The organism is Thiohalomonas denitrificans (assembly GCF_900102855.1).
GTDB lineage: Bacteria > Pseudomonadota > Gammaproteobacteria > Thiohalomonadales > Thiohalomonadaceae > Thiohalomonas > Thiohalomonas denitrificans.
Map to the genome: position 1 here is coordinate 110,242 of NZ_FMWD01000002.1, position 24,629 is coordinate 134,870.

The 24,629-nt window shown below is 58.0% G+C and carries 21 protein-coding genes and 1 riboswitch; of the genes, 15 read left to right on the forward strand and 6 right to left on the reverse strand.

Features of this window, described 5'->3' with window-relative positions:
- The first annotated feature begins 59 nt into the window (after positions 1 to 59).
- Positions 60 to 1,607 (forward strand): bifunctional GNAT family N-acetyltransferase/carbon-nitrogen hydrolase family protein, encoded by a 1,548-nt coding sequence (locus BLP65_RS03075; RefSeq protein ID WP_245688221.1) that lies wholly within the window; start codon positions 60 to 62, stop codon positions 1,605 to 1,607.
- Positions 1,608 to 1,737: 130 nt separating this feature from the next.
- On the opposite strand, the gene thiC is transcribed toward BLP65_RS03075, so the two are convergent.
- Entirely contained in the window at positions 1,738 to 3,630 is a 1,893-nt protein-coding gene (gene thiC / locus BLP65_RS03080; protein ID WP_092992517.1) for a phosphomethylpyrimidine synthase ThiC, read from the reverse strand.
- Positions 3,631 to 3,684: 54 nt separating this feature from the next.
- Positions 3,685 to 3,785, reverse strand: a riboswitch (TPP riboswitch).
- Positions 3,786 to 4,091: 306 nt separating this feature from the next.
- Here thiC and BLP65_RS03085 point away from each other — a divergent pair.
- From BLP65_RS03085 to BLP65_RS03110, 6 genes are all read left to right on the forward strand, one after another.
- Positions 4,092 to 4,754: a protein-L-isoaspartate O-methyltransferase family protein gene (locus BLP65_RS03085; protein ID WP_092992519.1), complete on the forward strand. Its 663-nt coding sequence runs from the start codon at positions 4,092 to 4,094 to the stop codon at positions 4,752 to 4,754.
- 175 nt (positions 4,755 to 4,929) lie between these two features.
- The gene (locus tag BLP65_RS03090) at positions 4,930 to 6,258 is read left to right on the forward strand and encodes a TolC family outer membrane protein (RefSeq protein ID WP_092992522.1); all 1,329 of its coding nucleotides are present in this window, start codon (positions 4,930 to 4,932) and stop codon (positions 6,256 to 6,258) included.
- A 19-nt stretch (positions 6,259 to 6,277) separates the two neighbouring features.
- Entirely contained in the window at positions 6,278 to 6,853 is a 576-nt protein-coding gene (locus tag BLP65_RS03095) for an isochorismatase family protein (RefSeq protein ID WP_092992524.1), read from the forward strand.
- Positions 6,854 to 6,899: 46 nt separating this feature from the next.
- Positions 6,900 to 7,424: a hemerythrin domain-containing protein gene (locus tag BLP65_RS03100; RefSeq protein ID WP_092992526.1), complete on the forward strand. Its 525-nt coding sequence runs from the start codon at positions 6,900 to 6,902 to the stop codon at positions 7,422 to 7,424.
- 114 nt (positions 7,425 to 7,538) lie between these two features.
- Positions 7,539 to 8,459 (forward strand): LpxL/LpxP family Kdo(2)-lipid IV(A) lauroyl/palmitoleoyl acyltransferase, encoded by a 921-nt coding sequence (gene lpxL / locus BLP65_RS03105; protein ID WP_092992528.1) that lies wholly within the window; start codon positions 7,539 to 7,541, stop codon positions 8,457 to 8,459.
- Positions 8,456 to 9,724, forward strand: coding sequence for a 3-deoxy-D-manno-octulosonic acid transferase (locus BLP65_RS03110; RefSeq protein WP_092992530.1), 1,269 nt, complete (start codon positions 8,456 to 8,458; stop codon positions 9,722 to 9,724). Before lpxL ends, BLP65_RS03110 begins: the two co-directional genes overlap by 4 nt.
- Positions 9,725 to 9,879: 155 nt before the next feature.
- Here BLP65_RS03110 and BLP65_RS03115 read toward each other — a convergent pair whose 3' ends face one another.
- Positions 9,880 to 10,584 (reverse strand): 3-deoxy-D-manno-octulosonic acid kinase, encoded by a 705-nt coding sequence (locus tag BLP65_RS03115; protein WP_092992532.1) that lies wholly within the window; start codon positions 10,582 to 10,584, stop codon positions 9,880 to 9,882.
- Here BLP65_RS03115 and BLP65_RS03120 point away from each other — a divergent pair.
- The 4 genes from BLP65_RS03120 (at position 10,583) to rfaD (ending at position 15,886) form a co-directional block, all read left to right on the forward strand.
- Positions 10,583 to 11,656 (forward strand): glycosyltransferase family 9 protein, encoded by a 1,074-nt coding sequence (locus tag BLP65_RS03120; RefSeq protein WP_092992534.1) that lies wholly within the window; start codon positions 10,583 to 10,585, stop codon positions 11,654 to 11,656. The two genes, BLP65_RS03115 and BLP65_RS03120, sit on opposite strands and share 2 nt — an antisense overlap.
- A 303-nt stretch (positions 11,657 to 11,959) precedes the next feature.
- Entirely contained in the window at positions 11,960 to 12,904 is a 945-nt protein-coding gene (locus BLP65_RS03125; RefSeq protein WP_092992536.1) for a UDP-glucuronic acid decarboxylase family protein, read from the forward strand.
- Between the two features lie 581 nt (positions 12,905 to 13,485).
- Positions 13,486 to 14,919, forward strand: a complete 1,434-nt coding sequence (gene hldE / locus BLP65_RS03130; protein ID WP_092993220.1) for a bifunctional D-glycero-beta-D-manno-heptose-7-phosphate kinase/D-glycero-beta-D-manno-heptose 1-phosphate adenylyltransferase HldE — start codon at positions 13,486 to 13,488, stop codon at positions 14,917 to 14,919.
- Positions 14,920 to 14,932: 13 nt separating this feature from the next.
- Entirely contained in the window at positions 14,933 to 15,886 is a 954-nt protein-coding gene (rfaD, locus tag BLP65_RS03135) for an ADP-glyceromanno-heptose 6-epimerase (protein ID WP_092992538.1), read from the forward strand.
- A gap of 13 nt (positions 15,887 to 15,899) precedes the next feature.
- Here rfaD and BLP65_RS03140 read toward each other — a convergent pair whose 3' ends face one another.
- Positions 15,900 to 16,976 carry a glycosyltransferase family 9 protein gene (locus tag BLP65_RS03140; RefSeq protein WP_092992540.1) on the reverse strand — a complete coding sequence of 359 codons (1,077 nt, stop codon included), beginning with the start codon at positions 16,974 to 16,976 and terminating at the stop codon, positions 15,900 to 15,902.
- A 437-nt stretch (positions 16,977 to 17,413) separates the two neighbouring features.
- Here BLP65_RS03140 and BLP65_RS03145 point away from each other — a divergent pair, with 437 nt between their 5' ends.
- The gene (locus tag BLP65_RS03145) at positions 17,414 to 18,196 is read left to right on the forward strand and encodes a glycosyltransferase family 2 protein (protein ID WP_092992542.1); all 783 of its coding nucleotides are present in this window, start codon (positions 17,414 to 17,416) and stop codon (positions 18,194 to 18,196) included.
- A 58-nt stretch (positions 18,197 to 18,254) separates the two neighbouring features.
- Here BLP65_RS03145 and BLP65_RS03150 read toward each other — a convergent pair whose 3' ends face one another.
- A complete protein-coding gene (locus BLP65_RS03150; protein WP_217631888.1) occupies positions 18,255 to 19,307 on the reverse strand; it encodes a CDP-glycerol glycerophosphotransferase family protein in 1,053 nt (350 codons plus the stop codon).
- A gap of 503 nt (positions 19,308 to 19,810) precedes the next feature.
- Here BLP65_RS03150 and BLP65_RS03155 point away from each other — a divergent pair.
- The 3 genes from BLP65_RS03155 (at position 19,811) to BLP65_RS03165 (ending at position 23,270) form a co-directional block, all read left to right on the forward strand.
- Positions 19,811 to 20,641 (forward strand): sulfotransferase family protein, encoded by an 831-nt coding sequence (locus tag BLP65_RS03155; protein ID WP_092992546.1) that lies wholly within the window; start codon positions 19,811 to 19,813, stop codon positions 20,639 to 20,641.
- Positions 20,642 to 20,831: 190 nt separating this feature from the next.
- The gene (locus BLP65_RS03160; RefSeq protein WP_092992548.1) at positions 20,832 to 21,950 is read left to right on the forward strand and encodes a glycosyltransferase; all 1,119 of its coding nucleotides are present in this window, start codon (positions 20,832 to 20,834) and stop codon (positions 21,948 to 21,950) included.
- 330 nt (positions 21,951 to 22,280) lie between these two features.
- Complete coding sequence (locus tag BLP65_RS03165; protein WP_092992550.1) at positions 22,281 to 23,270, forward strand: LpxL/LpxP family acyltransferase; 990 nt, start codon at positions 22,281 to 22,283, stop codon at positions 23,268 to 23,270.
- Positions 23,271 to 23,404: 134 nt separating this feature from the next.
- On the opposite strand, the gene BLP65_RS03170 is transcribed toward BLP65_RS03165, so the two are convergent.
- Positions 23,405 to 23,617 carry a zinc-finger domain-containing protein gene (locus BLP65_RS03170; protein ID WP_092992552.1) on the reverse strand — a complete coding sequence of 71 codons (213 nt, stop codon included), beginning with the start codon at positions 23,615 to 23,617 and terminating at the stop codon, positions 23,405 to 23,407.
- A 17-nt stretch (positions 23,618 to 23,634) separates the two neighbouring features.
- Complete coding sequence (locus BLP65_RS03175; RefSeq protein ID WP_092992554.1) at positions 23,635 to 24,558, reverse strand: branched-chain amino acid transaminase; 924 nt, start codon at positions 24,556 to 24,558, stop codon at positions 23,635 to 23,637.
- Positions 24,559 to 24,629 lie beyond the last annotated feature (71 nt).

Below are 24,629 nucleotides of genomic sequence, written 5' to 3' on the forward strand. Positions count from 1 at the left end.
GCCCGAAAACTCCGGTCTCACAGACATTTTCCCGAACCATCCCCAAGGAGCCCCAAGCGGTGATCGATACTCACGAATCCGACGCTCCCGAACACTTGCTCAAACTGCGCAATACGCGCCCCGAAGACTATCCCGATATCAGAGCCATAATGGATCGGGTCTACGCCGACCTCGGCGGGGCCTGGAGCCGCGAGCAGTTCATGGCGCAATTGGGTCAGTTTCCCGAAGGCCAGATCTGCATCGAGGACAAGGGACGCGTGGTGGCCGCAGCTATCAGTGTCATCATCGATTACAAGAAGTTCGGCGATCGGCACACCTACGAAAAGATCACCGGCGACGGCTATCTGACTACCCATGATCCCCACGGCGATACCCTCTACGGCGTCGATATCTTTGTGGATCCGGACTACCGGGGAATGCGCCTCGGGCGTCGGCTGTACGATGCCCGCAAGGAGCTGTGCCGCAACCTGAATCTGCGCGCCATCGTCGCTGGCGGCCGCATTCCCGGGTACCGGGAGTATCGGGATGAGATGACCCCCGGAGAGTATGTTGCCAAGGTCAAGGCCCGCGAGATTTTCGATCCGATCCTCACCTTCCAGCTTTCCAACGACTTTCATGTTCGCAAACTCATTCCCGGTTATATGCCCGAAGACCGTGCATCCGGCACCTACGCGACACTGCTGGAATGGATCAACATCGATTATGAAGAAGAGGAACATCTGATCGGCGGGCCAAGGAGCCGGGTGCGCATCGGTGCCGTGCAGTGGCAGATGCGGCCGATGAAGACCCTGGATGCGCTGTTTGAGCAGATCGAGTACTTCGTCGATGCCGTGTCCGGCTATCAGACCGATTTCATCCTGTTTCCGGAGTTCTTCAACGGGCCGCTGCTGGCCCGCTTCAACCAGGACAACCCCGCCGAGGCCATTCGCCATCTGGCCGAATTCACGGATCCGATCCGGGAAGAGATGCAGCGGCTGGCGCTCGCGTACAACGTCAATATCGTCGCCGGCAGCATGCCCGAATACGACGGCGAGATGCTGCGGAACGTCAGCTATCTGTGCCGTCGCGACGGCACCTGGGAGCGTCAGTACAAGCTGCACGTGACTCCGGACGAGCGGGATCTGTGGGGACTTCAGGGTGGGGACAAACTGGCCGTCTTCGATACCGACGTGGCAAGGGTCGGCATCCTGATCTGCTACGACGTGGAGTTTCCGGAACTCTCGCGGATTATGGCAGACCAGCAGCTGCAGATCCTTTTCATCCCCTACTGGACCGATACCAAGCGCGCCTACCTGAGAGTACGCCGCTGTGCCCAGGCCCGGGCCATCGAGAACGAATGCTATGTAGTTCTCTCCGGTAGCGTCGGTAACCTGCCTCGGGTGGAGAACATGGACCTGCAGTACTCCCGGGCCGCCATCTTCACGCCAGCGGATTTTTCGTTCCCGCACGATGCCATCGCCGACGAGGCGACCCCCAACACGGAAATGACCCTGATCGCCGACCTCGACCTGGATGCGCTAAAAGAGCTGCATGAACACGGCAGCGTCCGCAACCTGCGGGACCGGCGCAAGGACCTGTACCGCGTCGAGTGGGAGCAGAACGAGTAGGATCAGAAAGGTCGAAAACGAACCGCAGGAGCGCCAAGTGCCCGCAGAGGCACAGAGTGCCAGGAGATTATCATCAAACTTCGCGCACTCTGTGCCTCTGTGGTGAAAGCAGTTTTCCGTTAAACCGGCTTCAGGCCTTGCGATAGACCTCGGCACCGGACTCCCGGAACTCCAGGGCCTTCTCCTCCATGCCCTTCTGAATGGCCTCTTCCGAATCGAGGCCATGTTCGGCGGCATAATCCCGAACGTCCTGGCTGATCTTCATGGAGCAGAAGCTCGGACCGCACATGGAGCAGAAGTGGGCGACCTTGTGGGCCTCCTTGGGCAGGGTTTCGTCGTGAAACTCCTTGGCCAGGTCCGGGTCGAGGGCCAGTGCGAACTGATCGTGCCAGCGGAATTCGAAGCGCGCCTTGGACATGGCGTTGTCCTGCAGCTGGGCGCCGGGAAAGCCCTTGGCAAGGTCCGCTGCATGAGCGGCGATGCGATAGGTGATGATGCCCTCGCGCACGTCCTCCTTGTTGGGAAGGCCCAGATGCTCTTTGGGAGTGACGTAGCAGAGCATGGCCGTGCCGTACCAACCGATCTGGGCAGCGCCGATACCGGAAGAGATGTGGTCATAGCCGGGGGAGATATCGGTAACCAGCGGCCCCAGGGTATAGAACGGCGCCTCAAAGCACTCCTCCAGCTCCTTCTCCATGTTTTCCTTGATCATCTGCATCGGCACATGGCCGGGTCCTTCGATGATGACCTGGCAATCATGCTGCCAGGCGATTTTGGTCAGCTCACCCAAGGTCTCCAGTTCGGCGAACTGGGCACGGTCGTTGGCATCATAGAGCGAGCCGGGGCGCAGGCCGTCACCCAGAGAGAAGGCCACGTCGTAGGCCTTCATAATCTCGCAGATCTCCTCGAAGTGGGTATAGATGAAGCTTTCCTGGTGGTGGGCCAGGCACCACTTGGCGAGGATCGAGCCGCCACGGGAGACGATCCCGGTCATGCGCTCGGCGGTCATCGGCACATACTGCAGCCGCACGCCGGCATGGATGGTGAAATAATCGACCCCCTGCTCGGCCTGCTCGATCAGCGTATCTCGGAAGATCTCCCAGGTGAGGTCCTCCGCCTTGCCGTTGACCTTTTCCAGTGCCTGATAGATGGGCACGGTGCCGATCGGTACGGGGCTGTTGCGCAGGATCCACTCGCGGGTCTCGTGGATATTATTACCCGTGGAGAGATCCATCAGGGTATCGCCCCCCCAGCGGCAGGACCAGACCAGCTTCTCCACCTCTTCCTCAATGGAGGAGGTCACCGCCGAGTTGCCGATATTGGTGTTGATCTTGGTGCGGAAGTTGCGGCCGATGATCATCGGCTCCAGTTCCGGATGGTTAATGTTAGCCGGGATAACCGCCCTTCCGGCCGCCACCTCGTCACGCACGAATTCAGGGGTGATCTCATCCGGGATATTGGCACCGAAAGCCTGCCCCGGATGCTGGCGCAGGAGTTTTTCGTAAAGCGGATCCGCACGCATCTCCCGGAGTTTGCAATTCTCGCGGATGGCGATGAACTCCATTTCCGGGGTGATGATGCCCCGGCGCGCATAGTGCATCTGCGTGACGTTGGCACCTGCCCGGGCGCGGCGAGGCGGACGGATGTGCTCGAACCGCAGCTTCTTCAATTCGGCATCGCCCTGGCGTGCGCGCCCGTATTCCGAGGAGGGTCCATCCAGCCGTTCCGTATCGGCACGCTCCTCGATCCAGGCCTCGCGCATACCCGGCAGTCCTTTCATGAGGTCGATAGCCGCCTCGGGATCGGTGTAGGGACCGGAGGTGTCATAGATGAAAATCGGCGGATTCACTTCCTCACCGCCACTGCTGGTGTGGGTCGGATCCTGCTCCACCTTTCGCATCCCTACCTTGAGGTCGGGTCGCGAGCCGGTCACATAAACCTTTTCTGACCGGGGAAATGGACGGGTCACCTCTTCCGAGAGACGTGCGGTCTTTTTCAGGAATTCGTCGGGGATTGCGCTCATGAACGGGCCCTGGGTTGATGCGGTGATTGCGGCAGGGGGAGAAGAGCGCAGAAGGGTGTTTCTGCACCGCTTTCCTACGCCAGCGTTAACTGGATCAGGTTCGAAGGGTCTGTCTCAGCCCCGGATCATTCCCCGGGACACCCCTAGCCGGTGTTTACCGAAAGGTATATGAAGCTTACCCTTGTTTCAAGGTAAGCTATTAACTTGCGAGCCCTTCCCGCCGCTGCACAGGCCCCGAATCAATGACGATAACCACGGGGTGCACGGGGACCACGGGGTAAAACTAAGATCTTCGGGTTTTTCTCTCCCCGTGCGCCCCGTGTTCCCCGTGGTTCGAATCGCGGGGTAAATCGTTGAGTTCTTCGGGAGGCCCCGTATACGTTTGAAGTCAGTCACCTTGCCTGACGGGTCCAAAACGCTTACCCTTTGACCAGTTTTTTCAGCATAAACAGGGACATGCCATGACTAACATGAACTTCGAGCACGCTCGCCGCAATATGGTGGAGCAACAGATTCGTACGTGGGACGTTTTTGACGAACGCGTACTCGACCTCATGCTCGAAGTTCCCCGGGAGGACTTCGTCCCGCAGGCCCTCCGCTCTCTCGCCTTTAACGATATGGCAGTTCCCCTGGGGCATGGCGAGGTAATGATGCAGCCCAAGGTGGAAGCGCGCATGCTGCAGGCCCTGAACGTCCGTCCCACCGATACCATCCTCGATATTGGAACCGGAAGCGGGTATGTAACCGCCCTGCTGGCCAGGCTCGGCAAGCACGTGTTCAGCGTCGACATTCATGCCGACTTCGTCGAGTCCGCCGGTACACGGCTCGCTTCCCACGGTATCGACAATGTGACGCTGGACACCGGAGACGCGGCCCGGGGCTGGGGCCGACGCGGCACGTTCGATATTATTGCCGTCACCGGCTCGCTGCCGGAGCTGACCGAGGATATCCGCAAAGACCTCAATATCGGGGGACGAATGTTTGCGGTCATCGGTCGCGAACCGGTCATGGAGGCCTACCTGGTCACTCGCCTCGGAAGAGACGACTGGCAGAAGGAGGCACTGTTCGAGACCGTGGTGCCGCCGTTGACCAATGCGCCCGAAAGCCACCACTTTGTTCTCTAGTGGCAGGCGTGGCGTGCTGACTTCCGGCTAGGCCACGGGCTATAATCGGACAGGATACCGAGTCGCAGAGTGTTGATTCAGGCCCAATTGAGCCTCATCCTATACGCCTTTACGGCGCCTTGTCGCCGCGCGCCTGTTTACTTTCGCCCAACAGGATTTTATAGCAGGTATTACAATGAAGAAGCCCCTTATCAAGGCCCTCTCCGTGCTCGGTCTGTTGGCAACGGCGGCCACGCCGGCGCAAGGCGCCGACCTGTGGCAGGTCTACCAGATCGCCACCGAAAGCGATCCGCAACTGGCTGCCGCCGCGGCGGGCTTCCAGGCAGCCCGGGAGGTCAGACCGCAGAGTCGTGCCGCCCTTCTGCCGCAGGTCAATGCAGGCGCCAACTGGTCACGCATCGATTCCGAAATCGTGGAGAGTAACCTCGGTGATACCGGTAGCACGGACTATAACTCCACCGGCTATTCGCTGACCCTCAGCCAGGCGCTGTTCCGCTACGGTTCCTGGATTCAGTACCAGCAATCCGACAGCCGCATCCGACAGGCCGAGGCCCAGTACGGCAGTGCCCAGCAGGGCCTTGCGCTTCGTGTCTCCCAGGCCTATTTCAACGTGTTGGCCGCCCGCGATGCTTTGGAGTTTGCCCAGGCAGAGCAGAGGGCGACGCAACAGCAGCTGCGCCAGACCGAGCAGCGCTTCGAGGTCGGGCTTTCGGCCATCACCGATGTGCACGAGGCCCGTGCCGGCTATGATGCAGCGGTGGCCCAGGAAATCGGCGCCCGGAATCAGCTGGACGTGGCACAGGAGGCACTTCGGGAGATTACCGGCCTCTCCTTCGAGTCACTGGCCCCCCTGCAAGAGGAGATTCCGCTGGTATCACCCGAGCCCACCGATATCGATGCCTGGGTGGATACCGCGACCGACCGCAACCTGGAACTGCTCGCCGCCGCCGCCGCAACCAAGGTGGCCGACCAGGAGATCCGCAACCAGCGGGCCGGATACTATCCAACCGTGGATCTCGAAGCGCAGCACAGTCGTTCCGACAACACGGACGCCCCGCTTTTCGGCAGAGACGAGGAGAGCAACACCATTAGCCTGCAGCTCTCGGTGCCGCTCTATCAGGGTGGTTTCACTTCATCCCGGGTCCGCGAGGCACACGCACTCTACAACCAGGCGCGCGAACAACTCGAACAGCAGCGCCGGTCGACGATCAGCCAGACCCGTCAGGCCTACCTGAACGTCGAGGCGGGCATCAGTCAGGTACGGGCGCGCGAACAGGCGGTCGAGTCGGCCCAAACGGCCCTTGAGGCCACCCAGGCCGGGTTCGAGGTAGGCACCCGAACTGCGGTCGACGTGCTCAATAGCCAGCGCGAACTGTTCCGCGCCAAACGCGATTACGCCCAGTCCCGCTACGACTACATCCTGTCGACTCTGAACCTGAAACAGGCAGCCGGCACCCTGACTCCCGAGGACATCAAGGCGATCAACGAGTGGCTGGCGCTGTAAGCAAGGGAACCCTGTGCCGATGACCAGACCCGCCCTTCAGAATCGCCTTTGCGACGCCGCCGAGAGCCAGCTCGTGGTGGTGGACATCCAGACCCGCCTGGCCGGTGCGATGCAGGCAGAAGACCGGATCCGGGTCATCCGCAACGCCGGGATGCTGATACAGGCCGCGGGCCTTCTGGATATCCCCCTGATTGCCAGCGAACAGTATCCCCGGGGACTCGGCCCCACAGAGGAGGAGGTCGCCTGGCATTTCCCCAAGACGCTCGAGGCCGTCGAGAAGACCTGCTTCGCCTGCAGCGGCGAGCCTGCTTTTTCAGAGGCCCTGAACCGCAACGGCAAACGACAGGTGATTCTTGCCGGGATGGAGGCTCACGTATGTGTGCTGCAGACCGCAATGGAGCTCCAGGCCGACGGTTATGCCGTATTCGTGGTAGAGGATGCCATCTGTTCACGAAACGAGTCGCACCGCCGCAACGCCCTGGAACGCCTCCGCCAGGCAGGGGTCGTAGTCACCAATGTCGAGTCGGTGCTGTTCGAATGGATTCGCGACGCTCACCATGGACAGTTCAAGGCCGTCTCCGCGCTAGTCAGGTAACCTGACCATCCCGTTTCCGATCTGAAAACTCCAGCAGAATACAATCATGAGCGAATCCCCGTTTCCCTCCGCCGCCCCCGACTTCAAGGATCCACTGGGTCTGTTGCGCGCTTGCCACGATCGCATTCTGAGCCACTGCGAAACCCTGGAGCGGCTGGTCGCCCACCTCCGGGACAAAGGCGTCGATGCCGATGCCCGCAAGGCGGCCGGGAAAGTGCATCGCTATTTCAGCACCGCCGGCAAACATCACCACGAAGACGAAGAGAAAGATCTGTTTCCGCTCCTTTCCCAGGTCTCCCTCAAGCTCGCCGACGCGGTACACCGCATGAAGAAGGACCACGAGCGCATGGATGCGGCCTGGCAGCAACTGGCACCGGAACTCGAGCGGCTGGGCCGGCTGGAGGATCTCGACCTCTTCGAGGCGCATGTCAACGAGTTCAACAGCGCCTACCGTGACCACATCGCCACGGAAAACGAGGACATTCTCGACATCGCCCAACACCTGCTCAGCACCGATCAGCTGAAGCGGCTAGGAAAAGCCATGGCATCCCGACGCGGACAGAATGTCTAGTGACGAGTTGCGAGTTACGAGTTGCGAGGAGTAACCGCACGGGTAACCGGCCAGCCACCTCGCGACTAGCCACTAGCTACTCGCTACTAATTACTCGCTGCTGGCCTGCCGCCAATGTCCGATAAAGACTTCCACCCGATCCGCTTTCTCTCCCCTCGACACTGGCCGATGTGGCTGGCGCTGGGCTTTCTGCGTAGCTGCGTAGCCCTTCCCTATCGCTGGCAAGTGAGACTCGGGGCGGGACTCGGCGCCCTGCTCTACCGGCTCCTGCCTTCACGGCGTCGAATTGCGCGCACCAACCTGGAACTCGCCTTTCCGGAACTTGACGGTGGAGAGAGAGAGCGTCTCGTGCGGCGGGTATTTCGTTCCGGAGGGATATCGATTTTCGAGAGCGGACTCTCCTGGTGGGGGGACCGGGAGTGGTTGGAACCCCTTTGTCATATAGATGGGCTGGAGCATCTGAAGGCGGCAGTGGCGCAAGGCAAGGGCGTCATTCTTCTATCCGCCCACATCACCTGCCTGGAGATTGGCGGTCGACTGCTCTCTTTTCATCAGCCGTTCCAGGTCATGTACAAACAGCAGCGTGACCCGCTCTTCGAGGCCGTACTGAAACGCTCGCGCGAGCGCCACTACCGGCGGGCGGTTCAGCGCCACGACGTGCGGGGCATGATTCGCGGCCTGAAAGACAATCGCGTCTGCTGGTACGCCCCCGACCAGGACTTCGGCCGCAAAAACGCCGTTTTCGTACCATTTTTTGGTGTGCCGACGGCGACAGTTACCGCAACCTCCCGATTTGCCGCCATCAGCGGGGCGGCCGTCGTGCCCTTTTTCCCGTTTCGCCGGGAAGACGGCAGCGGTTATGATCTGACGCTTCTACCGGCGCTGAAGGACTTCCCATCCGGAGACGATCAGACCGATACCGCCCGCATCAGCCGGCTTATCGAGCAGCAGGTGAAAAAGGCACCCGACCAGTATCTGTGGCTGCACCGCCGCTTTCGCACCTTGCCGGACAGCGGGAAACGCGTCTACTCATGAACGCCGAGCGTCGCGACTGGCTTCGTTACCGAGTCCTTATCACGGCACTGATGCCACTGCTCGGCGCCTACACCGCATGGCAAGCCTTACAGAACCGGGATGGCCGGTACCGACGCGAACGGTTCGGGCGCTACCGCCCGGGAAAACCGGCAGACCTCTGGCTGCATGCTGCCTCGGTAGGGGAAGTCCACGCCGCTGCGCCGCTGGTCAAACACCTGTCTCTACGCTATCCAGACCAGCAGCTACTGGTCACCACCGTGACGCCCAGCGGAGCAAGGGCGGTTCGCGACCGGCTGCCTGCCTCGGTGAGACACGCCTATTTGCCGCTGGATCGCCCGCGGGCCGTGTCCGCCTTCCTGAGGCGCTTCCGGCCACGATGTGGCCTGATCATGGAAACCGAATTATGGCCCTGCCTGTTCAAGGCATGCTCCGATGCGGGCACTCCGCTAGCCATCGTCAACGGTCGACTCTCGCCGCGTACACTGGGCGCTGCAGCCTGGGTGCGTCGTCTCTATGCACGATCCCTCGCCCGGACAGCGTGTGTGCTCGCGCGCTCGGATAGCGATCGCCTGAACTATATCCGGTTAGGGGCCCGCCGGGAGACCACCCGCAGCGTCGGTAATATCAAATTCGCAGTGCTGGAGCCGGATCGGCCGGTTGCTCCTATCGAGCTCGGCCGTCCCTACGCCGTCGCAGCATCCACCCGGGATGGCGAGGAAAAGATGGTGGTTCGGGCCTGGCGAGCTGCCGGACGCGATGATCATCTGCTGGTGATCGTACCCCGCCACCCTAAACGGCTATCTGCCATTCTTCGCGACCTGAAGGGATTGCGGCTGGCCGTACGCAGTCGAGACGAGGCGGTCAGTGGGGAGACAGAGATCTACATCGCCGATACCTTTGGTGAACTGGGGCACTTCATCGCGGGCGCCGTTCTGGTGTTCATGGGGGGCTCTCTGGTCCCCAAAGGGGGACAGAACCTGCTCGAACCGGCGGCCTTGGGGAAGGCGGTCATCGTCGGGCCCCATATGGAAAATTTCCAGTCGGAGACGGCGCTGCTGAAGGAGCAAGCGGCGATATGCCAGATCGCATCCGAAGGAGAACTCGCCGGTGCTTTCCGGCGGTTCCTGCAAGAGCCGGCGATTCGCGAATCCATGGGAGAGGCCGCGCGGCGTACTGTACAGGAAAGGTGTGATATCGCAGAGCGCTACCTGGACGAGCTGGAAACCTGTCTTCCCGAGGTATTCCGGAGGCAGGCAACCGCATAGGTTGGGTGCAAGTTACTGATGTCCGGTGGTCGGCCGCACACCGCCAGGGACAGCGGTGAGACTATGAGGGATGCTGAATCACCCTGATTCCGAAGTTACGCTGCGCCTCTGCGGTGAAGACCCCTTGCCAGAGCGAGCCTCCACACATCTACCGTTCAGCGATAGCCGACCAGCAGGTGTTCCCAGTCGCATTCGCTGTAGGTGAAGCGGACATCGAGGTTCGAGAGCTTGCGTAGCGAGCGCTGCAGACGCTCGAGATTTCCTTGCCGCCATCCCCCGGATGGACGGAACCGCCCCCTGTCGAAGTCGACCAGAAAGACCTCACCGCTCTCCGCCACCAGGATGTTGTTCGCATTGAGATCGGCATGGTAGACGCCTGCGTCGTGGAACTTGCGGATACAGATGCCAACGGCCTTCCAGGTCTCCGGGGGTACCTCCTCATGGCGCAGAAGCTGGCCTAGCGAGTTTCCCGGAATGCGGGCGGTGACGATGTCCGCCCGGTAACAGAGCCCGGCGTGAATCACCCGGACGGCAACAGGACGCGGCGCGGGCAGGGCGCGACGGTGTAACGAGACCAGCAAATGCCATTCGCGCCATGCACGAGTCTGCCCCAGGCCCAGCCAGAAATAACAATCGTGGGAGATTTTGGCCGGAGCCCCGCCCCGACGATAGTGCCGCAACACATACTCGCCACCGTCGCCGCGTACAAACACCGCTGCGCCGCGGCCCTGGGCAGTGCCAATCAGGTCATTACGCCGTTGCCACACCTCCGGCTCGAAGAAAGCCCCTTCCACTTGGTCAGGGGTATCGGCATCGTATAGGATGTGTTCTTTTCCGTTCCTGAGATATTTTGGGTTCATGAACAAGCTGCCGTTAAACTCGCCGCCGGAGCGGCTCTGTTTGCTCCGCCTCTCGGCAGTCGGGGATGTCAGTCACGTCCTGCCCGTGATCCGTACGCTGCAGGCCCACTGGCCGAAAACGCAGATCACCTGGATCATCGGCAAGGCCGAACACTCCCTGGTGGGGGACATTGAAGGGATCGAATTTATCACCTTTGACAAGGCGAAGCGATGGAGCGCCTTCGCCGAGATCAGGCGCAAGCTCTCTGGTCGACACTTCGATGTACTGCTGCACATGCAGATGTCCCTGCGCGCGAGCCTGGTCAGCCTGCTGGTGAAAGCCGATGTTCGACTGGGTTTCGACCGCAGACGGGCAAGGGATTTCCAGTGGCTTTTCACCAACCAGCGGATTCCTTACCGGCCCCGGCAGCACGTCATCGACAGCTTTTTCGGATTAAGTGAAGCGCTCGGCATCAACGAGCGAGTCATGCGCTGGGATATCTCCATCCCGGAATACGCCCGCACCTGTTCCCGGCAGGCAATCCCCGACGAACAACCCACCCTCGTGATTAGCCCCTGTGCCAGTCAGGCGTATCGCAACTGGACGGCGGAAGGCTATGCGGCTGTCGCCGACCATGCGGCGGAGCATCACGGCATGCGGATCATCATTACCGGGGGCCTGAGCAGCACGGAAAACCGGTACGGGGAGGAAATCACCACCCTAATGCGCCACGAGTCTCTGAACCTGGTGGGCCGGACCGACCTGAAGCAACTGTTCGCCATTCTCCAAAGTGCGACTCTGGTGCTGGCCCCCGACAACGGGCCGGCCCATCTGGCTAACGCTGCCGGTACCCCGGTCATCGGCCTCTACGCCACCACCAACCCGGAACGGGCCGGGCCCTACGGGAGCCCGGATCTGGTCGTCAGCAGGTACGCCGAAGCGGTTCAGGAGCGCTACGGCAAACCACCGGAACAGGTTCGGTGGGGTGCGCGCGTACGCACTCCGGGAACCATGGAGCGCATCACCCCGGAAGAGGTCATCGAAACCCTGGATCGGGCAATGACACAATCTGCTGAACAGAATACCGCCTGATTTTGCCTTCCTGTCCCCTCTACACGTCCTGACACCGGTCGCACTCGATAGAAGTCACTCCTGGTTTTCAACCTCACCGGAAAAGCGAGTCGGAGGCGAACGCCTGGCCGTTTCGCCGTTGCGCAACAACGTCAAACCAATTGCTATGCTTATAGCGGCATGGATGAGGGGCCGGTGCCTCGCTATCAGGTCCGAAGGAGCAGGAGAACCGCGCCTGTCTAAACTGACCTGACAGCAGCATCTGTTTTCGGGTGAAATCCGAAACAATTCGGCAAAACACTGGATCGTGGTCGAAGAAACACAATGCACACCAGAAAACGGACACTGGTCACCGGAGGAGCCGGCTTTCTCGGCTCGCACCTTTGCGAGCGGCTGCTGGCCGAGGGTCATGATGTTATCTGCATGGATAACTTCTTCACCGGCAGCAAGGAAAACATCCTGCACCTGCTGCCGCATCCCAACTTCGAACTTTTGCGCCACGATGTGACCTTTCCCCTGTACGTTGAAATCGATGAGATCTTCAACCTGGCCTGTCCTGCCTCACCGATCCACTATCAGTACGATCCAGTGCAGACCACCAAAACCAGCGTACACGGTGCCATCAACATGTTGGGACTGGCAAAGAGAACGCATGCCAAAATCATGCAGGCCTCTACCTCAGAGGTCTACGGCGATCCGGAGATGCACCCCCAGCCGGAAGGCTACTGGGGCCACGTCAATCCCATCGGCCACCGCTCCTGCTACGACGAGGGAAAGCGGTGCGCCGAAACCCTGTTCTTCGATTATCACCGCCAGCACCACTTGAAAATAAAGGTCGCTCGAATTTTCAATACCTACGGTCCGCGCATGCACCCCGGTGACGGCAGGGTGGTCTCGAACTTTATCGTACAGGCCCTCAAGAACGAACCCATAACCATCTACGGCAGCGGAAATCAGACGCGCTCTTTCTGCTATGTCCATGACATGGTTGATGGATTTGTAAGACTGATGAATTCCAACGACGAGATCACGGGTCCGGTCAACCTCGGCAATCCCTGCGAATTCACGATTTCCCAACTGGCCGGAATGGTCGTGGAGATGACCGGTTCCCACTCGGAAATAGACTACAAACCACTCCCTTTCGATGACCCAAAGCAGCGACAGCCTGTGATCGATCTAGCCCGCGAACAGCTCGCCTGGGAGCCACGGGTAAAACTGGCGCAAGGGCTGGAACGCACGATCGAATATTTCAGGGAGATGCTCGCTTGACCCGAGCCCGAAAAGCACCACCTTATTTATAAACTCCGGCTTCAAATCGGCGGGTTAGCACCGTCAATTCAACCTCCAGCAGAAAACCCGTTACGCTCTTACCGACACTCTCGGATCAATGGTGCTCGATGTATAGAAACGGACACCAATATCAGTACGCAAACAGGAACAAGGCTGGAAAAGCCTAGCGTTCCAATCACAAGTCGTTACACCTTTTTGGGGCTCGAGTGAGGTTGTCCTGGTCAGGACTCGCATGTAGCATCTGCACGCAAGATGCTGTTCTCAGCCCATTATGCAGACGTATTGAGTTATTATATTAACGAGACTTGAGAGGTCACGAACCCGCACTCGGAGTGTTCGGCTATGTTCAATGAGCAGTCATACGGGTTGTTCGGGGCTGCCGGCTGTATCACCGGACTGTTCGGAATGGAACAACAATTATCTTTACTGAAGGCTGCCATGACCGGTCGGAATTCCAGTGCCTGCGGTCAATTCCAGATGTCTCGGGTTTTACCTGGCGCCGGAGGCGACCTGCTGCCTCAAATGCCTCTTTTGCATAGTTGGTCCAACAGACCTCTGCCATGAAGCTTGAACTTCCCGATTTCTCCCGCGCACGCGTTCTCATCGTTGGTGACCTGATGCTTGACCGTTATTGGCACGGGGATACCTCGCGGATTTCGCCCGAAGCTCCGGTCCCGGTGGTTCGAGTCGGCGACGTCGAGGAGCGACCCGGCGGCGCGGGCAACGTCGCCCTCAATATCGTGGCTTTGGGCGGTTCGGCCACCGTCATCGGCCTGACGGGCAATGACGAGGCAGCCGATTCATTGCAGCTGCACCTGGAAACCCAGGGCGTCACCTGCCGGTTCGAGCGGCAGGGGCAATTCCCCACGGTAACCAAGCTACGGGTGATTAGCAGGCATCAGCAGCTGATTCGGCTTGATTTCGAGGATGGTTTTCCCGGCTACAGCGCGGAAGGCCTGTTCGACCATTACCAGGATCGCCTCGCCGACACCGACGTGATCGTCCTGTCTGACTACGGCAAGGGTACCCTGCGCTCAGCCCGGGCCCTGATTTCGGCAGGACGCGCCGCCGGGAAACCGGTACTGATCGATCCCAAGGGTACCGATTTCGAGCGTTACCGCGGCGCGACGCTCATTACCCCCAACCTTGGCGAATTCGAGGCCGTGGTTGGGATCTGTCGTGACGAACACGAATTGGAGCTGCGCGCCGAGCAGTTGCGGCGGGAACTGGAGATCCAGGCACTGTTGGTGACCCGCAGCGAGCGTGGTGTGAGCCTGTTTATCAAGGATGAGCCGCCGCTGCACCTTCCGACCCACGCCCGGGAGGTGTTCGATGTCACCGGAGCAGGCGACACCGTGATCTCCACGCTCGCAGGTGCGCTCGCCGCCGGTGCAAGTTTTGAAATGGCAACCAGCCTCGCGAACCTCGCCGCCGGCGTAGTGGTCGGCAAACTGGGCACGGCTACCGCAACGGTTCCGGAGCTGCGTCAGGCTATGCGGCAGCAGGAGCCGCTCAGCCGTGGAGTAATGGATGAGGAGGCGCTGGTCGGGATTGTGCGCGATGCCAGGGCCCACGGTGAGCGAATAGTTATGACTAACGGTTGCTTCGACATTCTACACGCCGGTCACGTCGCCTATCTGCAGCAGGCAGCGGCGCTGGGCGATCGACTGATTGTCGCTGTCAATAACGACACCTCTGTACGAAAACTCAAGGGGGAAGGCCGCCCCATCAACCCGGTAGAACAGCGAATGGTAGTGCTGAACGCTCTGGAGAGCGTCGACTGGGTCATTCCTTTTTCGGAAGAGACCCCCGAACGTCTGATCTGCAAGCTACTGCCGGACACGCTGGTGAAGGGCGGCGATTACCGCCCAGAGGAGATCGCCGGCGGCCCCTGCGTACAAAAAGCGGGGGGCAAGATCGTTATTCTCGACTTCGTCGATGGCTGTTCGACAACCCGCATCGTCGAGAACATCCGGGAGCAAAACCGCGACTAAGGGATAGTGAACGATGTTCATCATCACCGGCGGTGCCGGCTTCATCGGTAGCAATCTGGTCAAGGCCCTGAACGACCGGGGACACACCGATATACTGGTAGTGGACGACCTCAGCTACGGTGCCAAATTCAGAAATCTCGCCGACTGCGAGATCCGCGACTATATGGACAAGGATGACTTCCTGACGCAGGTGACGACCTCAGGGCTAAATCCGGACATCGAGGCCCTCTTTCATCAGGGCGCCTGCTCGTCCACCACCGAGTGGGACGGGCGCTTCATGATGCGCAACAATTACGAGTACTCAAAACAACTGCTGCACGCCTGTTTGGAACGGCAGGTGCCTTTTCTCTACGCCTCTTCCGCATCGGTGTACGGGGCCGGACCCGTTTTCCGCGAGCAGCGCGAGCACGAACAGCCGCTCAACGTCTACGGCTACTCCAAGTTTCAGTTTGACCAGTACGTCCGTCATCTGCTCCCGGGTGCCGGGAGTCCCATCGTTGGCCTGCGCTACTTCAATGTCTACGGCCCGCGGGAGCAGCACAAGGGATCGATGGCGAGTGTCGCCTTCCACCTCAGCAATCAGCTCCGAGTGGGGGAGACGATCCGCCTGTTCGAGGGTTGCGACGGCTACGAAAACGGCGGCCAGAGACGCGATTTTATCCATGTCGACGATGCGGTGGCCGTCAATCTCTGGTTTCTGGACCATCCGGAAAAGCGCGGCATCTTCAACTGCGGTACCGGGCGCGCCCAGCCCTTCAACGACGTCGCTCGGGCGGTAATTGCCTACCACGGCCACGGCCGTATCGAATATATCCCTTTTCCCGAACACCTAAAGGGCCGCTATCAGAGCTTCACCGAAGCGGATCTCAGCTTCCTGCGTGCCACTGGCTACGAGCGGGAATTCCTCACCGTGGAGGAGGGGGTGCATCGTTACTTGGCTTGGCTCCAGCAACACCCCTGCGGGTAAACAAAACCAACCGCTACCCTTCCGCCATCACCGCATCGAGCTTTGCTATCACGTCTGCCACATGGATCCGGCTCATTGTCTCGGCATCGCGGACCCGAATGCCCCAGGGCAATGCCTCCAACTCCTTCCCGAACTTCTCCCGTATCGCCTCCGGGTAGCGGTCCACCACCCACCGCTGACTGAGATAGGGGCCGGTCCGAAGGGTATTGGAGGTGGCGTAGAGCCCGATGACCGGGCGGTCGACGGCCGTGCCCATGTGGGCCGGCCCGGAATCGGGGGAAAGGATAACCCGCGCCCGCTCCAGCACTGCCAATAGCTGCTTGAGATTGGTCGCGCCGATCAGATTGATGGGAGTATGGCGGGCCCGGGCGCAAATGGCTTCACCATACTCGCGCTCCAGCTCACTCGGGCCACCGGTCAGCACCACCTGCATGCCGTACCGTTCAGCGGCGTAATCGACCACCCTCGCATAGCGTTCGGCCGGCCAGTTACGAAAGTTCCGAAAGCGATCGCTGGAACAGGGGCTGATCACCAGCACCGGCCGCTCCGTCGGGACCTGTTCGGCCGCGAACCGACGAGCTGCTTCGGGGATCGGAATATCCCAGCGCATCACCCGCTCCCGGATTCCCAGCGCCTCGGCGAAGCCGAAAAAACCATCCAGCACATGCTGGCGCTGTCGTGCATCGATATGTTGATTGGTAAACAACCACTGAGCATCCTTCGCTCGTTCCCGGTCAAAACCAAGTCTTATCGGTGCGCGCACCAAAAGGCTCACAAGGCTGGCCCGCAGAGATACCTGCATATGCAGAAACAGATCGAAGCTGCGGCCCCGCAGCGCACGACGAAGATCGCCGTACGCCTGCCATCCTTTACCCTTATCGAATACGACGAACTCGATTCCCGGCAAATCTCCGACCATCGAATATTCCAGCTTCCCGATGATCCAGGTGATCCGGGTGTCGGGCCAATGGGCCTGTAACGTACGCACCACCGGCACCATATGGGTAATGTCGCCCAGGGCCGACAGGCGCAGCAGGCAGACTGAATCCGGCGGCCGCACAGCCAGCTGTTCGAGACTCTTTCCGTTCATGAGAAAAGACGAAGCGGAGGACGGTGAATCTTACCATACGGCAGCATAGCCAGCCATTTCGCACCGGGCGGTTCGGTGTAGTGCCCAACTACCCGAGTTAAACGACGCAACCGGGCAACGCCCTGGCGATTCCACTTTGCAAAACCGCATGGCGTTATTGATGCCGGGCTACAACACGCAGTACGCTACTATCCGGATTACTCGTCACGTCGCCGCTGATCGCTCGTTGGTGCCGGACCAGAGGCCACGCCTGGCTCAATTATCGGCCGCCCTTCCCCTGAGGCCCAGATGATGCTTGTACAACCAAAGTCAAAGAACCGAGGCCTCTCTCCGGCTCGAGAGGTCAGCATTGCCTCGAAAAGAGAACCACATCTCGCCTTCGCAGTTCCCCCAGAGACCGGTTTCACTTTGTTCAAACAACAAGAGGGGTCAACAACATGAGTTCCGTCAGACCGCATACCTTGTCGGTATGTATCATTACCTTGAATGAAGCGGACCGGATTGAACGTTGTCTACGATCGGTGCGGGAAATAGCCGACGAAATTATCGTATTGGACAGTGGTAGTACTGATGGAACTATTGACATCGTCAAGCGCTATACCGATAAAGTCTGGGTTACGGATTGGCCGGGGTACGGCCCGCAGAAGCAGCGCGCTCTTGATAAAGCCACTCAGGAATGGGTTTTGTCCATCGATGCAGACGAAGCATTGGACGAAACAGCCCAGCAGGCACTGAAGACTCTTTTGGAACAGCCAATCATCGAAGAGGTCGCTTTCAAGCTCCAGTGGGCCGTGATTCGCCATGGCGCGCGTCTCCGTTTCGGCCGCAGCGCCCGCGCCCCATTACGTCTGTTTTTAAGGGAAAACGCCAGCTTCACCATGGATCAGGTGCACGAAGCCATTCAACACAAGCACGGGAAGGTCGGTAAGTTACAGGGATATCTCTTGCACTACACAGCGAGGGATTACGGCCATGCACTTGAGAAAAACGCCAAATATGCATGGCTCGGGAGTCAGAAATACTATGATCGCGGTAAACGAAACCGAAGCCTTTCACTGGTTTTCATGCGCGCGATATGGACTTTCTTCTGGATATACGTAATTCGGGGCGGTTTTCTTGATGGCCGCATCGGCTTCATTGTGGCGATGAACTATGCCCAGGGAAACTTCAACAAGCATGTAGGCCTGTGGCTGCTCACACGTGAAAATAAATCCGATTAGAATCCAACCGGCACATATTGAAACTGGACGTTAGGCAGGTCACTGTTTAGTTGGAGATTTACAAACCCCAGTATCCCAGTTTTCTACGTTCTTTCAGCGTCCTCAGTAGATTCAATGGCTTTGCCTTCCTGTTTTTCAGACCTGCTCTGGCGATATTCTCCACCGCGTTCAGAACGCGTTCACTCGATTTTCCATCTTGATAAGGGTGATAGTCTGCGACAAAGTGTTCGATGCACTCCATCAGCTCTGGGGGTTTCGTCAACGCGTGCATTATGGTTTTTTCGATTTCCGCCGGCTCCTCCACATTCAACAGGTGTGCACGACTTCCCCGGCTTCGGTTACGGAAAGTCACCACCGGTTTTCGTTGAAGCATAAACATAAGCATCACCGACGAAGTATCGGACAACATGACATCCGCTCTTTTCATTAGAGGAATAATGGCGTCCGTCTCGAAGAATTCGAGGTGCTCACCTTCCATGGCTTTGTACTGATTCACTGTGGCTGCGTCCATTTTAGGGTGAAATTGAACCAGCCAATGCCACTTGCCCTGGTCTCGGAGTGTTTTGATCGTGTCCACAAGGTGGGGCGCACAGCTTAGGCGAGGGGTAAAGGTAGAGCAGAGCAAGATCGTCGGCTTTTTGTTACCGGCTGCAGAGCCTGAAGCAGCAGTATCCTGGAACAACGGGTCGACCGCCGCCCAACCCGTTTCGACGACCCTAAAGAATCCGTAGGATTTTGCCAGCTCTTTAAACCGAAGTGTCGTATTTGGACCTTGGGTGCAATATAGGTCGAAACACCCGCGAATGTTAAAATGGCCTCGTTTGTCGCTGCGACCAGCCTTCGCAACGTTAAACCCGTGAAAAACAGCCACCTTCAGACCCGGGATAAACTGAGGCACACTGTTTCCCGGCACGAGAACAGCGTCTGGAGCCCACTTCTTGACGTCTTTGATGGTCGTCAAGCGGGCTTCGTCCGCCTTCAGATACTCAGGATGAATGGAACGCCCGGCCAAAAACCAACGCGCTTCACCTCCCCGCTCGCGTATCGCGTCTTGTAGGGGGCGCAGGATGGAGTAAGCATAATCCTGTTCCGCATAGAGTAAATACTTCAAGGGTCTTTTTCCGATTGTAGAAATCGCGCCGGCTGATTATTCTACCAGATTCCCTGCTGCGCATATTGCGTAGTAGTGTTCGTAAAAGCCGGGACTTCGTGGCACCAAGACGCACGGGAAGGTTTTCTGCCCGCGGCAGCCCATTCGCAAGCTGGCAATAATCACGTGCTGCCTGGCTGCCGATGACCGAAACGCTCGGTGGCGTTTAGAGTTGGTTCAGGCCTCATGGATCCCCTCATTTTCGCGGCCGTTCGCCCCGAGATGAGAACTATTCGATGGTCAGCAACAGAGTCGATCGCCGCATAAGGAGACTCGATCCCGCTACGCGCCTTTTTCTGGCAGGCTAAGCACCGAGTTTTCTTCACGGGAGGCCTGTCATGAACGAGACGATGCGCGAAGGATTCGACCGAGACGACGTTCAGATTTCTTGGTGACGTCTTTGAAGAGGATATCCATGCCAAGCGCAGCGCAACGATCACCAAACGCTTAAATGAGCATTATTGATGAAAAGAGAGAGAGAACAGATAGACAGTACTCCGTCTGTGCCGGCACACCACCCCTTGACGTTTGTTCTAAGTTTTTCTCACAGCGGCTCAACGCTTTTAGGAAGAATGCTTAATATGCATTCTCGAATTTTATGCGTTGGGGAGCTGATGCGCATAAAAGAGGCATTAAAGAAAGACTTACGATGCAGTTGCGGCGATCGGATAAAGGAGTGTGAATTCTGGCGACAACATCTCCCGACAATCAAGCAAAAATACGGTTTAAACTATAGGAAATTCACTCCCAAATTTTATGGTTCGCTTCGAACGGCGTCTCAAAACGAAGCAATCGTGGATCTTTCCAAGACCAAAGTATTCCGCACGATGACGGGCTATTTTTCCCATTCTAACTGGAAATCGGAGAGTGCAGGCTTTATTGTGCTCTTGCGCGACCCTCGAGGGGTTGGCGCTTCCTTGCTGAGAACAAACAACAAAGGACTCGATCGCTTTCTGTTTCGTTATAAAAAATGGATGAAAAGATACCAAGAATTAACACGAGGCAGAAAGAGTAATGTTCTCGCACTGAGATATGAGGATCTTTGCATGTATCCCGAACGAGAACTTAAACGAGTGTGCCAATTTATAGGAACAGCGTTTGAACCACAGATGCTTCTACAGGCAAATGAGACGCATCATTTTATTCACAGCAGCACTTCAAACTACATGAAGAATATTAATGAGCTTAAAATCGATGAGCGTTGGCGCAGCGAGCTTTCAGCGGATCAGGTCAGAAGAATCAATGCGGTTATTGAAGATATCGATTTGCTAAAGGATGCTTATCCGCTGGATTGAAGTCGTTGCGGGCCCCTCAACGGCAATCATATAGCTGGATCGATAAAATCAGGCGGTTCGACCCGAAAAACGTGATTTTTTCGCCGCCAGTGCGGCTAATAACGCTCTCCCAAAATGGACGCGTTCCGATCATACTTCAGGATTGTCAACGAAACAGGTTGGCGATCTAACTTATCGAAGGATACTTATCATGCCCGACGGCACTTGCATAAAAGTACTCTATGTATTGAACACAACTGATCGGGGTGAGCGGAACATGATTATTGGCCTACATGGGGCCGGGGTCGACGCCACTGTGATATGTCGACCCGATGCTCCGGGCCGATTGGAACTGGAGGAGGCAGGGATCCGCGTAATTCCGATCCGCATACGTTCGAAAGTGGATTTCGCTGCTATACGCAATTTGCGTCAGCTTCTTGAAAACGAGTCATTCAGTCTGGTGCACGTGTTTAGCAAGATGCTGCTAGTCAACTATACCTTGGCATCCTGGGGTATGCGCACCCCTGTTGTTGCTTACCGGGGAATCATCGGCAACCTCAGTTATTGGGATCCATTTTCATGGCTTTCATTCCTGAATCCTCGCATCACACGAATGGTTTGTGTTTGCGAGGGAATCCGCCAGTTTTTCCTGAAAAAAAGATTTCTCTTTTTCTTCAATTTATTTAAACCTGAAAAAGTTGTAACTATCTATAAAGGACACAGGATCGAGTGGTATCAGCATCAGCACGATGAGAAACTGTTGCCGGATCTTGGCATACCTTCAGGTGCAAAGACCATTGGTTGTGTAGCCAGGCTGAAAAAACGCAAAGGTATTATCGAACTGATTCAGGCTATGGAGTTGATTCCCCGTGGCTTGGGACCACATCTTGTGCTGGTGGGCCGTGTGCTCGACAAATCGATATACGCGGCCTATGAGAAGAGCGCCAGCAAGGATCGCATACATCTTATCGGCTTCCACCCCGAGGCTGCTCGCATTGCCGGCGAGTTTGATATCATCACACTACCTTCGTTACGTCGCGAAGGCCTGCCGCGAGCCGTGATCGAAGGAATGGCGCAGGCAATTGCACCCGTGGTAACCGATGCTGGAGGCAGTCCTGAACTAGTGGAACCGGGCATAAGTGGTCTGGTTGTTCCGCCTGGCGATCCGAAAGCCCTTGCGGAGGCATTCACGAAACTGCTCCAAGACGACTACAAGCGGTTGGAAATGGGGCGGCAGGCACAACAAAGGATTGGCGAATGTTTCAATGTCCAGCAAAGCGTCGAAAAGACGCTTAAACTCTATACCGAAATACTGGAGCCCTTAGCCTGATCTGCCATCCGAGTCTGAGTGATTAGTACGCCACCAGTATCAGACCGTCACATCCCGGATGTCGATTGGGTTTAGTGGGCCTCGAGGTTCCGGGTTCCCAACCAAACCATTTGCGCTCGAGCCTAGAATCCCACAGATGCACACGTTTACCCAAAGAGCTCGACCCCGCACTCTGCGCCTTGGTTCCAAGATATCGTAGCGCTTTGGCTATCGATGCGACTCACGATTCCGTGACAACACTGGCTGGTACTTAGATCGGCTGGGTATGATAATGTGCAGGCTGCGTTGGGAAGATGATACCTTTCGCGATTCTCTCGGATTTCTCCTTAAATGGCACCCTCACAAGCTTCTGTAGCATCCAAATACCCAGGCCCCTTCAGGGCCGAATTTCTGTCTCCCCGCTTCTGGCCGACTTGGGCCGCACTTGGACTATTGTGGCTAATGAGTTGGTTGCCGCGTCCGGTTCGACACGGGATCGGCCGAAGAGCAGGACTGCTTATGCACCGTTTCAATGACAAGCGGCGCGGGATTAGCTCCATTAATCTACAACTCTGTTTCCCGGAAAAAAGCGACTCCGAACGAGACTCGATGGTGCGGGAGTGTTTCTGCATGCTGGGACAGTCAGTGCTGGACTATGGCGTATTCTGGTGGCGCAGTTCCGCTTACCTTGAGCGTTTAATTCGGCTGGAAGGGCTGGAGCATGTTCAGCGAGAACTGGACGCTGGTCGCGGGGTGGTGCTACTGGTGACCCACAGTCTGTTCCTGGATGCGGGCGGGCTGGCAATTTCACGCAAGATACCCGTTGTCGGGATGTTCAACCGGGCCAAGAATCCATTGGTTGACTGGTTCATCGCCCGTGGGCGTATACGTTTTGCTGGTGGGGGGCTCATCAGCCGCGAGGAGGGGCTACGACCGGGGATTCGGGCATTGCGGGCCGGGATAAGCTTCTACTATCTGGCCGATGAGGATCTGGGCGCGGAACACAGCCGTTTTGTGCCGTTTTTCGGCATTCCCCGAGCGACCATCACGGCACTGCCACGGTTGGCGAAGGTGAGCAAGGCGGCTGTGGTGCCGCTGACCAGTTATTGGGATCGTGAAAAGAAGTGCTATGTAGCCAAGTGTCTGCCAGCCTTGGAGAATTACCCGAGCGGCGAAGAGGAGGCGGACCTGAAGCGGATGAGTGCCGCCAATGAGGCGCTGATCAAGTTGGCGCCGGAACAGTATATGTGGCAGTTCCGGCTGTTCAAGACCCGACCGCAAGGTGAGGTTTCGCCCTACCAGGGGTTGCGTCGAGGACAATACACAAGAAAAGACTCGTAGCCGATCATCCTCGCAGATGGCCTTCAAGTCACTCCTTGACTATCGGTCCGGATACTTCCGCCTCTGTGGTGCAAGCCCTATCGAGGCGCTGCAAGATTGAACACGAGGGGTTTCGCAGCGCTTTAACGCCCGTTCTAATCCCGCTTCAGTCGATAGATCGCGCCGCAATAGGGGCAACGCGCTTCGCCGGTCTCCTCTAGAGGCAGGTAGACCCGGGGATGGGAATTCCACAAGGTGGTACCCTCCATCGGGCAATGCACCGGCAGATCCGCCTCGGTCACCTCATAGAAGCTTTCCGTGTTCGAGGTTTTCAGTGTCCGTTGCTGCTCAAGCGGGGCAGAGCTCATAGCTGTTCCCTCTGTTCTTATCGCACGTAGGTGAGCCATTCCGGATGGCTGTCGCGTCGCCCGAGCACCTGATCGAAATACATGCTTTGCAGACGCTCGGTAATCGGGCCGCGACGGCCTTCGCCGATGGCACGGTTGTCCACTTCGCGGATAGGGGTTACCTCGGCAGCGGTGCCGCTGAAGAAGGCCTCATCGGCGATGTACACTTCATCGCGGGTAATGCGTTTTTCGCGCACCTCGACCCCGATTTCGGCCGCCAGCTGAACGATAGTGTCACGAGTGATGCCCTCCAGGGCCGAAGTCAGATCCGGGGTGTAGATCACGCCGTTGCGGATAATGAAGATATTCTCTCCGGAACCCTCCGCCACATAGCCTTCATTGTCCAGCAGCATGGCCTCGTCATAACCGCAGGCCAGCGCTTCCTGCAGCGCCAGCATGGAGTTCATGTAGTTGCCATTGGCCTTGGCCTTGCACATGGTGATGTTCACGTGGTGCCGGGTATAGGAGGAGGTACGGATGCGGATCCCCTTCTCCATGCCCTCCTTGCCCAGATAGGATCCCCAGGACCAGGCTGCCACAATCACGTGCACCTTGAGGTTGTCGGCACGCAGACCCATCCCCTCGGAACCGTAAAAGGCCATGGGACGAAGATAGGCGGATTCGAGACCGTTCTCAGCCACCGCTGCCCGCTGCGCTTCGTTGATGGTTGCCTTGTCATAGGGCATCGGCATGTTGAGGATATGCGCCGAACGGAACAATCGGTCGGTGTGATCCTGCAGACGGAAAATCGCCGTGCCCTTATCGGCGTTATAGGCTCGAACCCCTTCGAAGACCCCCATGCCGTAGTGGAGCGTATGGGTCAGCACGTGTGTCCGGGCCTCCCGCCAGGGGACCATCTCCCCGTCAAACCAGATGACACCGTCGCGGTCATCCATCGACATTGTCTCGTTCTCCTCGATACAGCGGTTTCTAGGACGTTTAACCGCAAAGGTCGCAAAGAGCGCCAAGGACT